This is a genomic window from Planomonospora algeriensis, assembly GCF_977012225.1.
Window position 1 is genome coordinate 17,194 of record NZ_CDRNDK010000025.1, and the last position, 15,144, is coordinate 32,337.

A 15,144-nucleotide genomic window follows, 5' to 3' on the forward strand; every position below is an offset into this window, starting at 1 on the left:
GGCACCATTCCTGACATGTCGCGGTCAATAGGCCGGAGGACCCAAATTCCCTCCGGTGCCGGGCGCGGACGGCTTCCGGGGACGGATAGGGTCCTCGGGAAAGCGGAGCACGGATCATCGCACGCAGGGCGGGGGAGTCGATGAAGGGGATCGTGGATCTCGACGCGGCCGTGGGGTCGCCGCTGTTCGGCGGGGCGTTCACCTTCCCGGTGATGGTCGCCCGCCGCAGCGCGCTGCGGCACAACATCGAGACGCTGGCGGCCTTCGCGAGCGGGCACGGGATGCTGCTCGTCCCGCACGCCAAGACGACCATGTCGCCCGAGCTGGTGGCGGCCCAGCTGGAGGCGGGCGCCTGGGGGCTCACCGTCGCCACCCCCAGCCAGGCGCTCATCCTGCGCGGCTTCGGCGTCTCCCGGATCATGATCGCCAATCAGGTCTTCGACCCGGCGGGGCTCGACGCCCTGGCGGCGCACCTCGCCGAGGACCCGTCGTTCGAGCTGCTCTGCTTCGCCGACTCGGTGGCCGGGATCGAGACGCTGTCGGCGCACGCCGGATCCCGGCCCTTCCGGGTGCTGGCCGAGCTCGCCACACCGGCGGGCGGGCGGGGTGCCGGACCCTGGAGGGGCTCCTGGAGGTCGCCGCGGCGGCCCAGGCCGCGCCCGGGGTGGAGCTCGCGGGCGTCGCCGGGTACGAGGGCACACTGGCCTCGGCCGCCGAGGTGCGGACCTTCCTGCACCGGCTGCTGGAGGCGCTGGAGCACCTGCGGGTCCGCCGCCCGATCCTGTCGGTGGGCGGCAGCCAGTGGTTCGACGTGGTCAGCCGCGAGCTCGCCGCCTGCCAGGCGACCGTCATGCTCCGCAGCGGCGCCTACGTCTCCCACGACGACGGCCACTACCGCGAGCACACGCCGTACAACCGGATCGAGGGCGAGCTGCTCCCCGCGCTGGAGGTCTGGGCGCACGTGCTGTCCGTGCCCGAGCCCGGCCTGGCCGTGGTCGGGCTCGGCAAGCGGGACGCGCCGTTCGACGAGGGCATGCCGATCCCCCGGGGGGTCCTCGCCGGGGCGGAGGTGACCAGGCTCTACGATCAGCACGCGGTCCTGCGGACCGACCCGGACTCGCCGGTGAGGCCCGGGGACCTGGTGTCGTTCGGGATCTCCCACCCGTGCACCGCCTTCGACAAGTGGCGGGTCATCCCGGTGGTGGACGACGACCAGGTGGTCGTCGACCTGATCCACACCTATTTCTGAAACTCCGCACTTGAGGACGGGTGAGATGAGCGAGAAGCTCGAACTGCGGACCGACGAGGGCGCCGCGCCGGTCGGGGCCTACTCGCAGGGCCTCGTGGTCGGAGACTTCGTCTACACCTCGGGCATGGGGCCGCTGGACCCGGCGACCGGCGAGGTCGTCGGCGCCGACGTGGAGACGCAGACCCACCAGGTGATGCGCAACCTCGGCGCGATCCTGGCCGCGCACGGCCTGGGCTTCGACGACGTGGTGAAGTCGACGGTCCACCTGCAGCACCTCAAGCGCGACTTCGGCGCCTACAACGAGGTCTACAAGTCCTACTTCACCACGCCCTACCCGGTCCGCACGACCGTCGGCTCCGAACTGATGGACATCCTCGTGGAGATCGACTTCGTGGCCTACAAGGGGCGTTAGAGTCTGAGCGACTGCGCACGGGGAGGCGGCTTGGACAGCTCTGTGTACGTCCACGTGGAGGACGTGCGGGGGGAGGGGCCGGAGCCGGTCCTCGACCGGATCGCCGGGTACGGCGTGACCGGCGTGACCGTGGCCGCGGCCTCCCGGCGGACCCGCGACGTCACCCCGCACGGCTCGTCCCGGGTGACGGTCCGCGGCGAGGGCGTGCACTTCGCCCCGCCCGAGGACCTGTTCGGCGAGCTGCGCCTGGTCCCGCCCGTCCAGGCGGGGGCGGAGGAGAAGCCGCTGGCGGGCCTGCGGCACGCCACCGCCGAGCGGGGGCTCCGGCTGCACGGCTGGGCGGCCTTCCTGCGCAGCGCCTCCCTCGGCGAGGCCTGCCCCGACGTGACCGTGCGCAACTGCTTCGACGACCTCGCCTCGGCCGAGGACCTGTGCCCGTCCCATCCCGACGTCCGCCGCTACGCGGTGGCGCTGGGCCGGGCGGTGGCGCGGCAGGGCGTCGACAGCGTGGTCGCCGAGGCCCTGCACTTCGGGCCCTACGGGCAGGCGTGCCGGCACGGTCGCAGCGCCGTCCCGCTCGGGCCGATGGACGCCTTCCTGTTCGGGCTCTGCTTCTGCGAGTTCTGCCTGCGCCGGGCCGCGGACCTGGGCGTCGACGCCGGGGCCGCGCGCCAGGAGTGCGCCAGGATCGTGGACGGCGTGCTCGGCGGGGACCCGCCCGCGCAGGGCGAGGTGACCCGCGCGGCGCTGACCGCCTACGCCGGGCCCGAGGTGGTGGCCTACGCGCGGGCCCGCTCCGAGACGGTGACCTCGCTGGTCTCCGAGGTCTCGGCGGCGGTCTCGGCCGAGGGCTCCCGGCTGGTCTTCCTGGACGGCACCGGGTCGGTGAAGGGCTACGCCGACGGACTGCCCTCCTCCGGCCTGGCCGCGCACGACTCCTGGCAGCTCGGCGTGGACCTGGTCGCGCTGGGCGACCTGGTGCCCTCGCTCGGCGTGCCGGCCTACGCCCGCGACGCGGCCAGGGTGGCCGACGACGTGGCGGCCTACCGGCGCTCGACCGGCAAGGACCGGGAGCTGCGGGTGGTGCTCCGGCCGGGCCCGCCCGACACCGACTCGGCCGACCGCCTCGCCGCGAAGGTCCGGGCCGTCCGGGCAGCCGGGGCCGGCGCGGTCGACTTCTTCGCCTACGGGCTCCTGCCGTACCCGATCCTGGACCGGATCCCGGGCGCGCTCACGGGCTGAGCCCGTACGGCCCGCGCGTTCCCGGCAGGCCCGCGGGTTCCGTACCGGAGCGGCTCCGGAGCGGCTCAGCCGGGGTTCCGGGGGAGCGTCACGGGGAGGCTCCGCCGAGGACGGTCCGGACCGCCTCGGCGGCGAAGCCGTCGTCGACGGGGAGCCCTCGGAAGACCGCCCGCAGCCACACCGCGCCGCCCAGCAGATCCATGATCATCATGGGGTCCGCGCCGTCGGCGAGCTCACCGCGCCGCCTGGCCCGTTCGAACACCCGCTCCTCACGGGCCAGGCGGTCGGCGAAGAAGCGGCGGGCGACGTCCGCCAGCTCGGGGTGGTGCACGGCGGCGCCGAGCGCGGCCACCGCGACGTCCCCGGCGGGCGGCCGGGTGAGCAGTGCGGCGACCTGCCCGACCAGCGCCTCCAGATCGCCCCTGAGGCTCCCGGTGTCCGGCGGCTCCACGGCGAGCACGTCGGCCTCGACCAGCGCGGCGGCCAGCAGCGCCGCCTTCGACGGCCACCACCGGTAGATCGTGGTCTTGTTCACCCCCGACCGCTCGGCCACGCCCTCCACGGTCAGCCCCTCGTACCCCTTCTCGGCGAGCAGGCCGAGCGTGGCCGAGAAGATCTCCTGTTCCCTGCGCGGTGCCATGGGGTGATAATAGCAACGCAACGGCGCGTTGCATTTCTTCGGTGCGGGAGGTCCGTCATGACGCCCATCGTCTTCGTCCACGGGATCCGGGTCAGCGCGACCATGTGGGACCCGGTCAGGTCCCGCCTCGACCGGCCCTCGGCCGCCGTCGACCTGCCCGGGCACGGGAGCAGGAGGGGAGAGCCCTTCACCATGGAGGCGGCGGCGCGGGCCGTGGCCGACGGCATCGAGGGCGTCGCGGGTCCCGGCGGGCGGGCCGTCGTGGCCGGGCTCTCCCTCGGCGGCTACGTGGGGATCGCCGCCGCGGAGCGGTTCCCCGACCGGGTGGCGGGGCTGGTCGCGATGGGCTGCACGGCCTCTCCGGGCCGCCGCGCCGGGATCTACCGGTCCGCGGCGTCCCCTCGCCCGCGCGCGACCCCGGGCTCGCGAACCGGATCAGCGCGTACGGCCTGCGCCGCCGTGCTGCCGGGTCCGGCCGGCGAGGCGCTGGTGGCGGGGCGGGGCTGTCCTGAGAGGTCGCGCCCGAGGCGGTCGAGGCCGTCGCCGGGCACGACCAGCTCGCGGCGCTGGCCGCGTATCCGGGGCGGGTGTGGCTGGTCAACGGCGCCCGCGACCCGTTCCGGGCGGACGAGCGGGCCTTCCTGCGGGCCTGCCGGAACGGCCGGCTGATCCACCTCCCGCGCCGCGGCCACCTGGGGGTGCTGGCCGCTCCCGGCCCGCTGGCCCGCCTGCTGGGCGACCTGTGCGACCAGGTGGACCCGGCCCCGCGACCGGGCGCAGCGGCCGGGGAGCCTCGTGTGACCGCGTTCGCGCGACCGGATCCGTGAGATCGCGTTCGCGCGGTCGGACGGGAAGCCGCGGGATCGGGACGATCAGGATGAGCGGCCGGAGAACGCGGTCGCGACGCCGAGTCCCAGGTAGACGACCCCGCTGACGCGGCCGAGCAGCCTGGCCCGGCTCCGCAGCCGCCGCCCGAGCGCGCCCGCCCCCGCGGCGTAGACCATGTCGGAGAGCAGACCCAGGAGCAGCAGCGTCCCGCCCAGGACGGCGATCTGCAGCGGGACCGCGCCCGCCGCCGGGTCCACGAACTGCGGCAGGAACGCCAGGAAGAACAGGATCACCTTGGGATTGAGGACGTTGACGACCACCCCTTCGAGGAAGATCGAACGCAGCGGCTGCGGGGCGGCCTCCCGGACCTCCGCCTCCGGCCGACTCGTCAGCGCCCGCACCCCCAGGTAGATCAGGTAGACCACTCCGGCCCACTTGACCGCGTTGAACAGGGTCGCCGACCGGGCGATCACGTAGGAGAGCCCGGCCGCCGCCGCGGCGATGTGCACCAGGGTGCCGACCTCCACGCCGAAGGCGCTGGCCATCCCGGCCGCCCGGCCCTGGGCGACGCCGCGGGCGACGATGTAGAGGTGGTTCGGGCCGGGGACGAGGACCAGCGCCAGGGACGCCGCCGAGAACAGCAGGAGTGTGGAGAACGAGACCATGCCCCGACCATAGGCGGGGGACGCCCACCGGGAGGAAGGCCAATCCGGAGCGCCCGCGGCGGACCAATCCGGGCGTTCGCGGCGGGCCGGTCCGGTCGCGGGTGGTCCGTGGGATACTCGCCGACGTGGAGCCGCAAAAGGTGCAAAGCACGCTGGTAGGGCGACTGGGGGAGCTCGATCGCCTGCTCGCCGTACTGCGCGCCGCCGCCGAGGGGACGGCCGGGGTCGCCCTGGTCGGCGGGGACGCGGGCATCGGCAAGACGCGGCTCGTCACGGAACTGGCCGAACGGGCGCGGGCGGAGGGCTTCGCCGTACTCGTCGGGCAGTGCGCCGAGCTCGGCGACGCCCTGCCGTACCTCCCGCTGGCCGACGCCCTGCGCGGCGTGCGCGGAGAGCTGCGCGCGGCGCTCGACGCGCGGCCCGTCCTCGGCAGGCTGCTGCCCGGCGGCACCGACGCCGGACCGGAGAGCGCCTCCGCCCTCACCCAGCAGCAGCTGTTCGGCTCGGTGCTCGGCTTCCTGTCCGCCCAGCCCGTGCTGCTGATCCTGGAAGACCTGCACTGGGCCGACCAGTCCACCCGCGACCTGGTGGTCTTCCTCAGCCGGATGCTCCAGGGCGAGCGCGTCTGCCTGGTCGGCACCTACCGCACCGACGACATCCACCGCCGCCACCCGCTCCGCCGGGTCCTCGCCGAGCTCAAGCGGCTCCCCTCGGTGACGTCCGTCGAGCTGAGCCCGCTGGACCGCGGCGAGATGGCCGACTACGTCGCCCTGCTCGGCGGGACCGACGCCCGCATGATCGACGAGGTCGTCGACCGGGCCGAGGGAAACCCGTTCTACGCCGAGGAGCTCCTGGAGGCGGCGACCGAGGGCTGCTCGATGACCGACGGCCTGGCCAGCCTGCTGCTCTCCCGCTCCGAACTGCTCTCCGAGTCCGCCCAGCGGGTGCTGCGCGGCGCGGCCGTCGCCGGGCGGAAAGCCGACCACGACCTGCTCCGGGAGGCCTCCGGCCTCGACGACCTGGCCTTCGAGGAGGCCATGCGGGAGATCGTCTCGCGGGGGCTCATCCGCCCGTCCGGCGAGTACGGCTACGCCTTCCGCCACGCCCTGCTCCAGGAGGCCGTCTACACCGACCTGCTGCCCGGCGAGCGGACCCGCCTGCACGCCGAGTTCGCCCGGCTGCTGACCGAGCGGAACGCCAGCGCCGCCGAACTCGCCCACCACTACCTGGCGGCCCACGACCTCGCCGGAGCGCTGGCCGCCTCGGTCGAGGCGGGCCGCCGGGCCGAGCGGCTCGCGCCCCCGCGGAGGCGCACCGCCACTTCGAGCGGGCACTCGGTCTCTGGGAGCGGGTCGCCGACGCCGAACGGCTCACCGGGACGGACCACACCCGCCTCGCGCTGCGCACCGCCGCCGCGGCGGCCGACATGGGCGACAACCACCGGGCGGTCGCGCACGTGCGGGCGCTCCCGCCGTCGGCGGAGGTCTGCGAACGGCTCGCCTACTACCTCTACGACGCCGGCCAGGAGACGGAGGCGCTGGAGATCGCCCAGGCGGCCGTCGAGGCGGCGTCGGAGGGGCCGCTGCTGGGCCGGGCCCTGGCGACCTTCGCCCGGACCGTCTTCTGGACCGCGCGGCACGACGAAGCCGAGCCGCTGGCCGGGCGGGCCCTGCAGGTGGCCCGCGCGGCCGGGGCCCGGGACGCGGAGAAGAGCGCACTGATCATGCTCGCCTCCTGCGCGGAGTTCGGCGGTGACCGGGACCGGGCCGAGGAGCTGTTCGCCCAGGTCGCGGCCGAGGAGTCCGGGGACCTCGCGATGGACCTGCGGGGGCTGTTCCACTACACCCGGATCCAGCTCGAGCGGGGCGCCATGGCCGAGGCCGCCGCTACCGCCGACCGCGGCATCCGGCTGGCGGCGGAGACCGGCCTGTCGTGGAGCACCTACGGCACGGACCTGCGGTTCCTCCGCTTCCTGATCCACTACACGGCCGGGGAGTGGGAGCAGGCCCGCGCCGCGGGCTTCGGCCGGCGGGTCGGCACGATCCCCGAGGCGATCCTCTCCTCGTTCGCGCTCTTCGTCGAGGTCGCCATGGGCCTGCCGGAGGTCGACGAGCGGCTGGCCTGGCTCCGGCCGTTCTGGCGGGACTCCCTGGTGGCGTACATGTCCCGGGGCCTGGCCGCCGAGCACGCCCTCTGGCGGGGTGAGCCCGAGCGGGCGCTGGAGCACGTCACCGCGGTGCTCGGCGTCCTGGAGCCCTCCGACACCGGCAGCATCCGCATCGCCGCGGTCGGTCTGTGGGCGCTGGCCGAGCTGGGCCGCACCGACGGGGCCGACGCGCTGCTCGACCGGGCGCGGAGCTCGGCGCGGACGGGGATGGGGCGCGAGGGTACGGCCTGGCTCCTGCGGGCCGAGGCCGAGTGGCACCGCGTCCACGGCCGGTTCGACACCGGGACCTGGCGCGCGGTGGTGGAGGCGTTCGACTACGGGTTCGTCTACGAGGTGGCGCGCTCGCGGTGGCGGCTGGCCGAGGCGCTGCTGGCCGCCGGTGACCGCGCCGCCGCGCTGGAGGAATGGGAGCGGGCGGTCAAGACCGCCGAATCGCTCGGCGCCCGGCCGCTGGGCGACTGCCTCGCCGCGCTGGGGCGGCGGGCGCGCTTCGGCCCGGTCCGGCGGTCCGAGCCGGAGACGGCCGGCCCCGACCGGACGGCGGCGTTGACGGGCCGCGAGCGGGAGGTGCTCGCGCTGGTGGCCGAGGGGCTGCCCAACCGGGAGATCGGCGAGCGGCTGTTCATCGCTCCGAAGACGGTGAGCGTGCACGTCTCGAACATTCTGGGCAAGCTCGGCGTGGCCTCCCGCACCCAGGCCGTCGCCGCGGCCCGCCGGGCGGGCCTCCTCTGAGAGGGCACGCCCCCGGGCCGGTGAGCGGACCGGCCCTCGGGTGATGAGAGGGCCTTTCCAGGCCGGCTCCCGGTGGAGGCGTACGGCCCCGCCCGGGGCCCGTCGACGCCGCCGTCCGGTCCCGGCGGCAGAGGGCGCCGACGGATCAGTCGCTCTTGGGGACCAGGTCGCGGACGACCTGGATGAGCTCGGCCGGGTCGAACGGCTTCGTGAGGTAGGCGTCCACCCCGATCTCCATGCCCCGCCGTTTGTCCTCCTCCTGGGCCCGTGCGCTGATCAGGAGGATCTTGATGTGACCGGTGCCGTCGCCGCTCCGCAACCGGGCGGCGGTCGTCCAGCCGTCCAGCCTCGGCATCATGACGTCCAGCGTGATCACATCGGGACGCACGTCCAGCACCCGGTCCAGGCAGTCCTGCCCGTCGAAGGCGGTCTCCACCTGGAAACCCTCCAGCGTCAGGTTGACCGCGATGAGCTGCCGGATGACCTCGTCGTCGTCCACGACCAGTATCTTGCCCAGAACCTCGTCCACGGCCGCCAAGCTAACCTCTCGGGAACGATCATGCGCGGCTTTCCGGGAGAGAGAGAGCGCCCGTTCGTCCGGGGACCGTTCAGCGGGCCGTTCCGGACAGAGGCGTTCGGCCGGCCGTCCACAGGTGAGCGGCAGTTTCGTGGGCTGTCCACAGAATCCGGCTCGGCTCAATGGTGATCATGTCGTTCTGCGGATCCTGGGCTCGGTCGTCCAACGAGCCCAGGAGGTCCGCACATGATCGTCGTTCTCACCGTCGCCGCCGCCCTCGCCGCAGCACCCGCAGGTGATCCGGGAGTCTTCCAGGTGCGGCCGTCGTGCTCAGAGCCTCTCCAGGGGCTCGCGGACCACGTCCGGCACTGGATCCCCGAGGAGGTGTGGGTCTTGATGACCGGGGCCTGCGAGGACGGGCAGGGCGCCGGGCTTCTGGATCGACGAGGCCCCTCGCTCAGCTGGGAGCCCGCGCCCGTCTGGCGAACCGGAAACCGACTGGAACCCGCGCTCCGACCGGCACCCGGGCTCCGGCCGGGTGGCGCCGCATCCGCAGAGGAGCCCGGACCCCGCCGCCCCGGAGTGGTGCACGGAGTGGTGCACGGAGAGGAGTCCGGGGAAGAGCCCGGAGCGGTGCCCGGAGGATGGCCCGGAGTCATGCCCGGAGGGAAGCCCGAATCCTGGCCTGGATCCGGGCACGGGTCTGGGCACGGGTCTGGGCCTCGTCCCGCGCCGAGGCCGAGAGAGCTCACACCGGCCGTGCGGCCGTCCGCACCGGGGCCTGAAGAACTCGCACCGGTGGAGCGGCCGTCCGTGCCCCGGCAGCGGGAGCCACGATCATCGGAGGGCCGGAAGGGCGGGTCATCGGCGAGGCCGCTCGGGATCCAGCGCCGTCTCACCCCCGGCCGGACGGCGGCGGCCGCCGCCCTGCGTCAGCTCGGCACGCCGTACGCGTGGGGCGGCGGGTCGGACAGGGGCCCGACCCGCGGCGGATTCGACTGCTCCGGACTCGCCCTGCACGCCTGGTCCAAAGCGGGCGTCCGGCTCACCCACTACACCGGCAGCCAGTTCCGGCAGGGCCGCCGGGTGCCGTTCTCCCAGCTCCGGGCGGGCGACCTGGTCTTCTTCGGAGGCGGCTCCGGTGACCCGACCCACGTCGGCGTCTACCTGAAGGACGGCACCATGGTCCACGCCCCCAAGACCGGTGACGTAGTCAGAACCGTGGACTTCACCGGCTCCCCCTACTACCGCGCCCGCTACCGCGGAGCCGTCCGGCCCTCCGCCCGCTGACCCTTCCGCCCCCTGAGATCATCTGCTTCGCCTAACGAGTGTCGAGCAGCCTCCGGATGCTGGTAACCTAATGACTCGTTGGCCCCCTTAGCTCAGGGGATAGAGCACCGGCCTCCGGAGCCGGGAGCGCAAGTTCGAATCTTGCAGGGGGCACCAACCGAAGGCCAGGTCAGACACCATCTGACCTGGCCTTTCGCTTGAGAGGCAGGTGTGATGGCCGGCTACCACACCCGCTGGGTGCGTCCCGAAACGCAGATCCAAGCCCCTGAGCGAGTGGCGATCCGTGAGGCGTTGGCCTTCGGTAAGGCGCTGTACGATCGGCGTACGGCCCTTGGTCTGAGCGTGGCCGAACTGGCTGAGCGGGCGGATATGACCGAGGACGAAATCGAGTGCATCGAGGAGGGCGGTACGACGCCCACCATCGCGTTGCTGCGGCACCTGGCCGCCGCTCTCGACGCTGATGTCCGCATCACTTCGGGTGACGACTTGGATTCCCTCTGGTTCGAGGCCCGCGCCGCGTGATCGATATGTGAGAGAAGCTTCAGATCGGCCCTGCCTCGAATGTCTTCGGGATGCGATGTCGCGTCGGCTTGTGCGTCGTGTGAGCGTTCGCCCCGTCTGTGAGGCGACTCAGACCGCCCGGAACTCGTCACGGCCACACATAAGGTCTCGCCGGGTCTGGTCGATACGGACAGAACGACGCTCGATCAGCTGATCCGGCGTACCGGCTGTCCGGTCAGGCGGGCGATGGTCTCGAAGTCGTTGTCCGCGTGCAGCACGGTGAGCTTGTGATGCCGGGCCGTCACCGCGATGAGCAGGTCGACCGGAGAGGCGCACTGGTGCCATCCCTTGTCTGCGAGATCGCGTTGCAGCTCACCCGCCTCCTCCCAGGCCGAATCGGGGACGACGTAGTAGGGGAAGGTCTCCTGGAGCAGGTTGCCCGCCTCGTAGAAGGCCGGTCGGCCGCCGACGGCGCGGAGATACTCCTGCCTGACCGGTTCGCAGAGGCCGACAAGCCCGGCGGAGACGGTCTGGTCCCATTCGGAGCCGATCTGGCCGCGGTAGAAGCGGACCAAGGCGCTGGTGTCCGCGAGATACAGCTCCGTCATGCCACGTTCTGCCGCGTGCCGCCGTCCTTCTTCTCTATGGCCGAGAAGTCGATCTCCCCCTCGGCCACCATCTCGCGCATGCGGGCCACGGCCGCCGACCGTCTGCGCCGGTCGACGATCTCCCGCAGGGCGGCGTTCACCGTGTCTTTCTTGGACGAGGTGCCGAGCAGCCTCGCGGCCTCGGCCAGCGCCTCGTCATCAAGGTCGATCAGGGTCTTGGCCATGGCGCGCCACCTCGCTTGTATATACGAATTGAAATCAGTATATCAATGAGTGGTGATCCCTGAGGGTTTCCAGGCCGAGGCTCATGCGGGACGACGCGTCGGGGTCAGGGCCGTCCGGGGGAACGGGCCGGGGTGCGGAGAGCCGCTGCGATCCACGTGAACAGCGCGGGATCCTCCTCGTCCGTGCCGAGCGGAGTCCCGTTGATCAGGGCGACCAGGGACAGGTATCTGCCGTGGGTGGCGTCGTACCGGTCCTCCTCCCGGGAGTCTCCGCGTCGCAGCTCCTCGGCCAGGAGGAAGGCCGTGGACAACCGGTCACGTGACGCGGCCGTGGCCTGCTCGCCGACGGCCTTGGCCGCCGTTTCCATCATGCGGGCGAGCAACTCCTGCACTCGTGGGGAGTCCGCAGGCAGACCGGAACGATACGCCTCCGAAATCTCCTTCCCGACCTCCATCCCCTCCGTGTGGATGAAGTCCCACACCGGCGCGGAGGCCAGCCGGCGTCCCGGGAACGTGGTGTAAGTGTCCTGGAGATGGGACCGGACCGCCCGGCGGAACCCCTCACCCCGTACCAGGTCGGCCAGCTCGATCCAGGCTTCGAGCTGGGCGGCGGTGGGGTCCTCCGGCAGACGCGGCCGCATCGTCCGTAACCGCTCGACGAAGCCGGGGGGCACGTCGAGGTCTTCGCCGACCTCGTTCCAGAAATCGTCGACGAGCCGGTCACGCTCCTCGTCGGACATCGAGACGAGCTTGTGCATCAGGGTCGCCTGCGCAGCCGTACCGCCTTGCTTGACGAGGGTCCGCAGCACGGCCCGCCTGGCCCGGAGGGCGCGCTCCTGGCGCTCGACGAGCTCCAGGTGCGCCGCGAGGAGATCGTGCAGTGACGTCCGGCCGTCGAGCAGCCGGCGGATGTCGTCCAGGCCGGCGTCCAGGTCACGGAGGGTGCGGATGAGCTCCAGACGGGCGATCGCGTGGATGTCGTACAGCCGGTGGCCCGCCTCGGTCACGCGTGTGGGCGTGATGACCCCGGTGTCGGAGTAGAACCGGATGGCGCTGACGCTCAGCCCGGTCCGATGGGCCACGTCCCCGATCGGGTACAGCTCGTTGTCGTCCATGCCGCCACTATGGGATCTCAAGCGGCTTGAGATTCAAGCCCGCCCGCCACCCGGCTATGGCCGGGCGCCGCGAATTCAGATCCCGAGGGGGCGAAGCGGGCGTTACTTCCCGTTTACCAAGATCTGTAAGGATTCGTCATTCAAGATCAATTAAGGGGAATCCTGTGAGATCATTTGGTACGGCCATGCGCCGGCTCGGAGGGCTTGTGGCCGTCGCCGCCCTCGCGTCCGGCGGCCTTTCCTCGGGAGCGCAGGCCGCCCCGAATCCCGTCGTCTTCGGTACGGCCTCCGCTTCGCCGAAGACCCATACGGGCTCCTGTCCGGCTCCTGTGACGCTGTCCACCACGGTGAAGGTCAAGGCGCCGACGACGCTGAAGTACGCCTGGACCTTCAGCGACGGAGACAAGAGCCGCGTCAGAACCTACAAGGTCGGGGGCAAGGGCCTCAAGACCGTACGGCTGTCCACGTCGATCAAGGTCGCCGGCGACGCTCGCGGCTGGGGCGCGGTTCGCCTCGCCGGCCCGGTGAAGAAGACCTCTGGGAAGGCCTGGTTCGCCGTCACCTGCGCCGGTGACGACCGGCTGGCGGGCGATGTGTGGGACAGCGTGGGCACCTTCGCCGGGGAAGCGGACAGGCCGTCGGGTTCGGCCACGCCGTCTCCGTCTCCGTCTCCGTCCGGTTCGGCGTCTCCGTCTCCGTCCGGTTCGGCGTCTCCGTCTCCGACCGGGCAGAACCCGCTGCGGAAGGCCGTCATCGCCCTGGAGCGGACCACCACGTCGAAGTGCCCGGTGACCTTCAAGGTCCACGGCTACTTCGAAGGGCTCCCCGCCGGCGCGCAGACCGTCCGGTATCGCCTCGTGGGCACCCAGGAGTGGAAGACCGTCAACGTGCCGGCTGACCACGGCGCCGTCTTCTCCACCGTGTTGGAGACGATCGACTGGGACTGGGAGGCGTACAAGCCCTCGGCCCAGATCGAGATCGACCAGCCGAACGGGCTGAAGTCCAACGTCGTCTACTACTTCAAGTGCGGCCCGCTGCCCTCCGGCACGAAGATCGGTGACGCCGCTGAGGCGATCGCGCGGACCGGCATGGGCGGCCCGTTGGCCGAACTGGTCGCCGATGCCCACCTGGAAGCGGTCCAGGCCGTCTCCGGCGCGCAGGTCGCCCTCGCCAGCAAGAACAAATTCCACATCGATCTGAAGGCGGGCCCGATCACCTCCCAGGACCTGGCGGGCGTCCAGCCGTCCGGGTTCTCCATCGACGTACGCACGATGACCGGCGCGCAGCTCAAGACGCTGCTGGAACACGCGAACCCGAAGATCGGGGTGCTGACTCCCTCGGCTTCGCTCCGCTATACGCTGACCGGCGGGGTGGTCACCGAGCTCACGCTGAACGGTGCTCCGGTGGCCGACGCCCAGGTGCTCAGAGTCGCGGCCACCCACGGCCTGATGGGCGGGCAGGAGGGATTCCCGCACTGGCGCGGGACCTCCAGGGTGTACGGCGGACTGGACGACAAGGCGGCGCTGGCGTCGTACATCGCCAACCACTCGCCGGTCCGCGCGCCGAAGGGTGACCGCGTCACGCTTCGATAGGCCGAATGACGTCCGGCCGTCTCGCTCCGGCCGTCCCGGCGGACCTCGGAGACCAGCACGATCGAGCCCGGTTCGGCACAGCGCAGCACGATCGCGGTCGCGGTGCTTGTGGGGCGGAACCCCAGCGTGATCTCGGTCGCCGTGCTCTGCGCCGTCTGAGAGCGGAGCGGCCCGAGACCCCACCGGTACGGCGCGGCCGGGGCGGGCCCGGCCGCGCCGCGGTCAGTCGGGGTCGCTGAGGGCCGCGACGACGTAGTGGTGGATGCGGTCCTCGACCGGCCGCGGGACGTCCGTGAAGTGCAGGCCGATCTCCACGGTGCCGTCGTGCGTCCTCCGGTGGACGATGGTCGCGCTCAGGGACAGGGGCCTCTCTCCCGGCAGCGGGAGGTCCACCTCGACGAGATCGCCCTTCTGCAGGGAGCTGTCCGGCAGGAGGGCGCAGTGGAGGCCGGTGGTGCTCACGTCGATCATCTGCGCGGGGTGGCTGTCGCGGCCCAGGCGGATCCGGGTCTCGCCGCTGATCAGCGCACGGGGGGGCGTTGCGCCGCTCGAGCTGCTCGCTCAGCCGCGCCATGGTGGAGATCCGGCGGATCGCCCGGTCGAGATGCTCCTGCACCAGGTGGACGCTGGAGTGCTGCTGCCGGGTCATGACGCCGACCTGCGTGGTGGCGGTGTCGAGGTCGTCGACGCCGCCGGTCATGTCGGTGAGCGCGCTCGTCATGGCGCCGGCGTTCACCTCCAGCGAGCGGACGATGGAGGTGATCTCCTCGGTCGAGCGGGTCGTCGCCATGGCCAGCTCCTTGACCTCGTCGGCCACCACGCCGAATCCCCTGCCCGCCTCACCCGCGTGGGCGGCCTCGATGGTGGCGTTCAGCGCGAGCAGGTGCGTCTGCGCGGCCACGTTCGAGATGGCCCGGGCCATCCCCTCCACCTGGCGGAGGCTCACCTCCAGCTGCTCGACGGTGTCACCGGCCCGTCGTCCCCGCTCGACGACCTGCCGGGTGAGCTCGTCGGTGGCGCCGACCCGCTCGTCGATGACGTCGGCGGCGGCGCGCAGCTCCCCGGCCTTGCCGGCCACGATCTCCAGCTCGTTCATGGCGGCCGAGATGCTGCTGTTGATCATCCTCTGGGCGCGTTCGCGGGCCTGCTGCTCGTTGAGCCGCCGTTCGGCGTACGTGGCTTGGAGCTGCTCCTCCCGCGCGGCTTCGGCCTGGTCCAGCTCGGCGCGCTGGGCGGCGATCGTGTCGAGCATGGTGTCGATCACGAGGCCCAGCGCGCCGAGCTCGCCGCCGTGACCGGACCCCACGCGTGTGCCGCGGTCGTCGGAGGCGAGCGCGGCCTCGGCGGCCCGCCGGAGCGACC

Annotated in this window: 16 protein-coding genes, 1 tRNA gene and 2 pseudogenes; 11 read left to right on the top strand and 8 right to left on the bottom strand. The window is 72.4% G+C overall.

From position 1 onward, the window contains the following. Positions 1-281: 281 nt before the first annotated feature. The 4 genes and pseudogenes from ACWJ6R_RS05030 to ACWJ6R_RS05045 all read left to right on the top strand — a co-directional run. Positions 282-413, top strand: a pseudogene (locus ACWJ6R_RS05030) (alanine racemase); the annotation flags it as partial. A 251-nt stretch (positions 414-664) separates the two neighbouring features. Then, positions 665-1,249, top strand: coding sequence for a hypothetical protein (locus tag ACWJ6R_RS05035; RefSeq protein WP_449061064.1), 585 nt, complete (start codon positions 665-667; stop codon positions 1,247-1,249). 25 nt (positions 1,250-1,274) lie between these two features. Then, positions 1,275-1,661 (top strand): Rid family detoxifying hydrolase, encoded by a 387-nt coding sequence (locus ACWJ6R_RS05040; protein ID WP_449061065.1) that lies wholly within the window; start codon positions 1,275-1,277, stop codon positions 1,659-1,661. Positions 1,662-1,691: 30 nt separating this feature from the next. Next, on the top strand, positions 1,692-2,903 hold the full coding sequence (locus ACWJ6R_RS05045) for a hypothetical protein (RefSeq protein WP_449061066.1): 1,212 nt from the start codon (positions 1,692-1,694) through the stop codon (positions 2,901-2,903). Positions 2,904-2,991: 88 nt separating this feature from the next. Here the strand turns inward: ACWJ6R_RS05045 and ACWJ6R_RS05050 are convergent, their stop codons facing one another. Then, entirely contained in the window at positions 2,992-3,543 is a 552-nt protein-coding gene (locus ACWJ6R_RS05050; RefSeq protein WP_449061067.1) for a TetR/AcrR family transcriptional regulator, read from the bottom strand. A gap of 57 nt (positions 3,544-3,600) precedes the next feature. Here ACWJ6R_RS05050 and ACWJ6R_RS05055 point away from each other — a divergent pair, with 57 nt between their 5' ends. Next, positions 3,601-4,212, top strand: a complete 612-nt coding sequence (locus ACWJ6R_RS05055) for an alpha/beta fold hydrolase (RefSeq protein ID WP_449061068.1) — start codon at positions 3,601-3,603, stop codon at positions 4,210-4,212. A 203-nt stretch (positions 4,213-4,415) separates the two neighbouring features. On the opposite strand, the gene ACWJ6R_RS05060 is transcribed toward ACWJ6R_RS05055, so the two are convergent. Then, positions 4,416-5,036, bottom strand: coding sequence for a LysE family translocator (locus ACWJ6R_RS05060; RefSeq protein WP_449061069.1), 621 nt, complete (start codon positions 5,034-5,036; stop codon positions 4,416-4,418). Between the two features lie 140 nt (positions 5,037-5,176). Here ACWJ6R_RS05060 and ACWJ6R_RS05065 point away from each other — a divergent pair, with 140 nt between their 5' ends. Continuing rightward, positions 5,177-6,757: an ATP-binding protein gene (locus ACWJ6R_RS05065; protein WP_449061070.1), complete on the top strand. Its 1,581-nt coding sequence runs from the start codon at positions 5,177-5,179 to the stop codon at positions 6,755-6,757. After that, positions 6,712-7,935 (top strand): helix-turn-helix domain-containing protein, encoded by a 1,224-nt coding sequence (locus ACWJ6R_RS05070; protein ID WP_449061071.1) that lies wholly within the window; start codon positions 6,712-6,714, stop codon positions 7,933-7,935. The genes ACWJ6R_RS05065 and ACWJ6R_RS05070 overlap by 46 nt, the downstream gene beginning before the upstream one ends. A gap of 145 nt (positions 7,936-8,080) precedes the next feature. On the opposite strand, the gene ACWJ6R_RS05075 is transcribed toward ACWJ6R_RS05070, so the two are convergent. Further along, positions 8,081-8,443, bottom strand: a complete 363-nt coding sequence (locus ACWJ6R_RS05075) for a response regulator transcription factor (protein WP_449061079.1) — start codon at positions 8,441-8,443, stop codon at positions 8,081-8,083. 822 nt (positions 8,444-9,265) lie between these two features. Between ACWJ6R_RS05075 and ACWJ6R_RS05080 the strand changes: the two genes are divergently transcribed. The 3 genes from ACWJ6R_RS05080 to ACWJ6R_RS05090 all read left to right on the top strand — a co-directional run bounded on the left by ACWJ6R_RS05080 (position 9,266) and on the right by ACWJ6R_RS05090 (position 10,264). After that, complete coding sequence (locus ACWJ6R_RS05080) at positions 9,266-9,742, top strand: C40 family peptidase (RefSeq protein ID WP_449061072.1); 477 nt, start codon at positions 9,266-9,268, stop codon at positions 9,740-9,742. A gap of 81 nt (positions 9,743-9,823) precedes the next feature. Beyond that, a tRNA-Arg gene (locus tag ACWJ6R_RS05085) sits at positions 9,824-9,898 on the top strand. A gap of 57 nt (positions 9,899-9,955) precedes the next feature. Next, positions 9,956-10,264, top strand: coding sequence for a helix-turn-helix domain-containing protein (locus ACWJ6R_RS05090; RefSeq protein WP_449061073.1), 309 nt, complete (start codon positions 9,956-9,958; stop codon positions 10,262-10,264). A gap of 185 nt (positions 10,265-10,449) precedes the next feature. On the opposite strand, the gene ACWJ6R_RS05095 is transcribed toward ACWJ6R_RS05090, so the two are convergent. The 3 genes from ACWJ6R_RS05095 to ACWJ6R_RS05105 all read right to left on the bottom strand — a co-directional run bounded on the left by ACWJ6R_RS05095 (position 10,450) and on the right by ACWJ6R_RS05105 (position 12,190). Beyond that, a complete protein-coding gene (locus tag ACWJ6R_RS05095; protein ID WP_449061074.1) occupies positions 10,450-10,851 on the bottom strand; it encodes a PIN domain-containing protein in 402 nt (133 codons plus the stop codon). After that, positions 10,848-11,075, bottom strand: a complete 228-nt coding sequence (locus tag ACWJ6R_RS05100; RefSeq protein WP_449061075.1) for a type II toxin-antitoxin system VapB family antitoxin — start codon at positions 11,073-11,075, stop codon at positions 10,848-10,850. Before ACWJ6R_RS05100 ends, ACWJ6R_RS05095 begins: the two co-directional genes overlap by 4 nt. Before the next feature lie 104 nt (positions 11,076-11,179). Then, positions 11,180-12,190 carry a MerR family transcriptional regulator gene (locus tag ACWJ6R_RS05105; protein WP_449061076.1) on the bottom strand — a complete coding sequence of 337 codons (1,011 nt, stop codon included), beginning with the start codon at positions 12,188-12,190 and terminating at the stop codon, positions 11,180-11,182. A gap of 329 nt (positions 12,191-12,519) precedes the next feature. Between ACWJ6R_RS05105 and ACWJ6R_RS05110 the strand changes: the two genes are divergently transcribed. After that, complete coding sequence (locus ACWJ6R_RS05110; RefSeq protein ID WP_449061077.1) at positions 12,520-13,782, top strand: 5'-nucleotidase C-terminal domain-containing protein; 1,263 nt, start codon at positions 12,520-12,522, stop codon at positions 13,780-13,782. Between the two features lie 222 nt (positions 13,783-14,004). Here ACWJ6R_RS05110 and ACWJ6R_RS05115 read toward each other — a convergent pair whose 3' ends face one another. Then, positions 14,005-14,253: a PilZ domain-containing protein gene (locus ACWJ6R_RS05115; protein WP_449061078.1), complete on the bottom strand. Its 249-nt coding sequence runs from the start codon at positions 14,251-14,253 to the stop codon at positions 14,005-14,007. Between the two features lie 205 nt (positions 14,254-14,458). After that, positions 14,459-15,034: pseudogene (locus ACWJ6R_RS05120) on the bottom strand (methyl-accepting chemotaxis protein); the annotation flags it as partial. Positions 15,035-15,144 lie beyond the last annotated feature (110 nt).

What these genes read in the sequence shown, in the direction of transcription:
- ACWJ6R_RS05040 (WP_449061065.1), top strand. Translation starts at nt 1,275, where the DNA reads ATGAGCGAGAAGCTCGAACTGCGGACCGACGAGGGCGCCGCGCCGGTC.
- ACWJ6R_RS05050 (WP_449061067.1), bottom strand. Translation starts at nt 3,543, where the DNA reads ATGGCACCGCGCAGGGAACAGGAGATCTTCTCGGCCACGCTCGGCCTG.
- ACWJ6R_RS05055 (WP_449061068.1), top strand. Translation starts at nt 3,601, where the DNA reads ATGACGCCCATCGTCTTCGTCCACGGGATCCGGGTCAGCGCGACCATG.
- ACWJ6R_RS05060 (WP_449061069.1), bottom strand. Translation starts at nt 5,036, where the DNA reads ATGGTCTCGTTCTCCACACTCCTGCTGTTCTCGGCGGCGTCCCTGGCG.
- ACWJ6R_RS05090 (WP_449061073.1), top strand. Translation starts at nt 9,956, where the DNA reads ATGGCCGGCTACCACACCCGCTGGGTGCGTCCCGAAACGCAGATCCAA.
- ACWJ6R_RS05095 (WP_449061074.1), bottom strand. Translation starts at nt 10,851, where the DNA reads ATGACGGAGCTGTATCTCGCGGACACCAGCGCCTTGGTCCGCTTCTAC.
- ACWJ6R_RS05100 (WP_449061075.1), bottom strand. Translation starts at nt 11,075, where the DNA reads ATGGCCAAGACCCTGATCGACCTTGATGACGAGGCGCTGGCCGAGGCC.
- ACWJ6R_RS05105 (WP_449061076.1), bottom strand. Translation starts at nt 12,190, where the DNA reads ATGGACGACAACGAGCTGTACCCGATCGGGGACGTGGCCCATCGGACC.
- ACWJ6R_RS05115 (WP_449061078.1), bottom strand. Translation starts at nt 14,253, where the DNA reads ATGATCGACGTGAGCACCACCGGCCTCCACTGCGCCCTCCTGCCGGAC.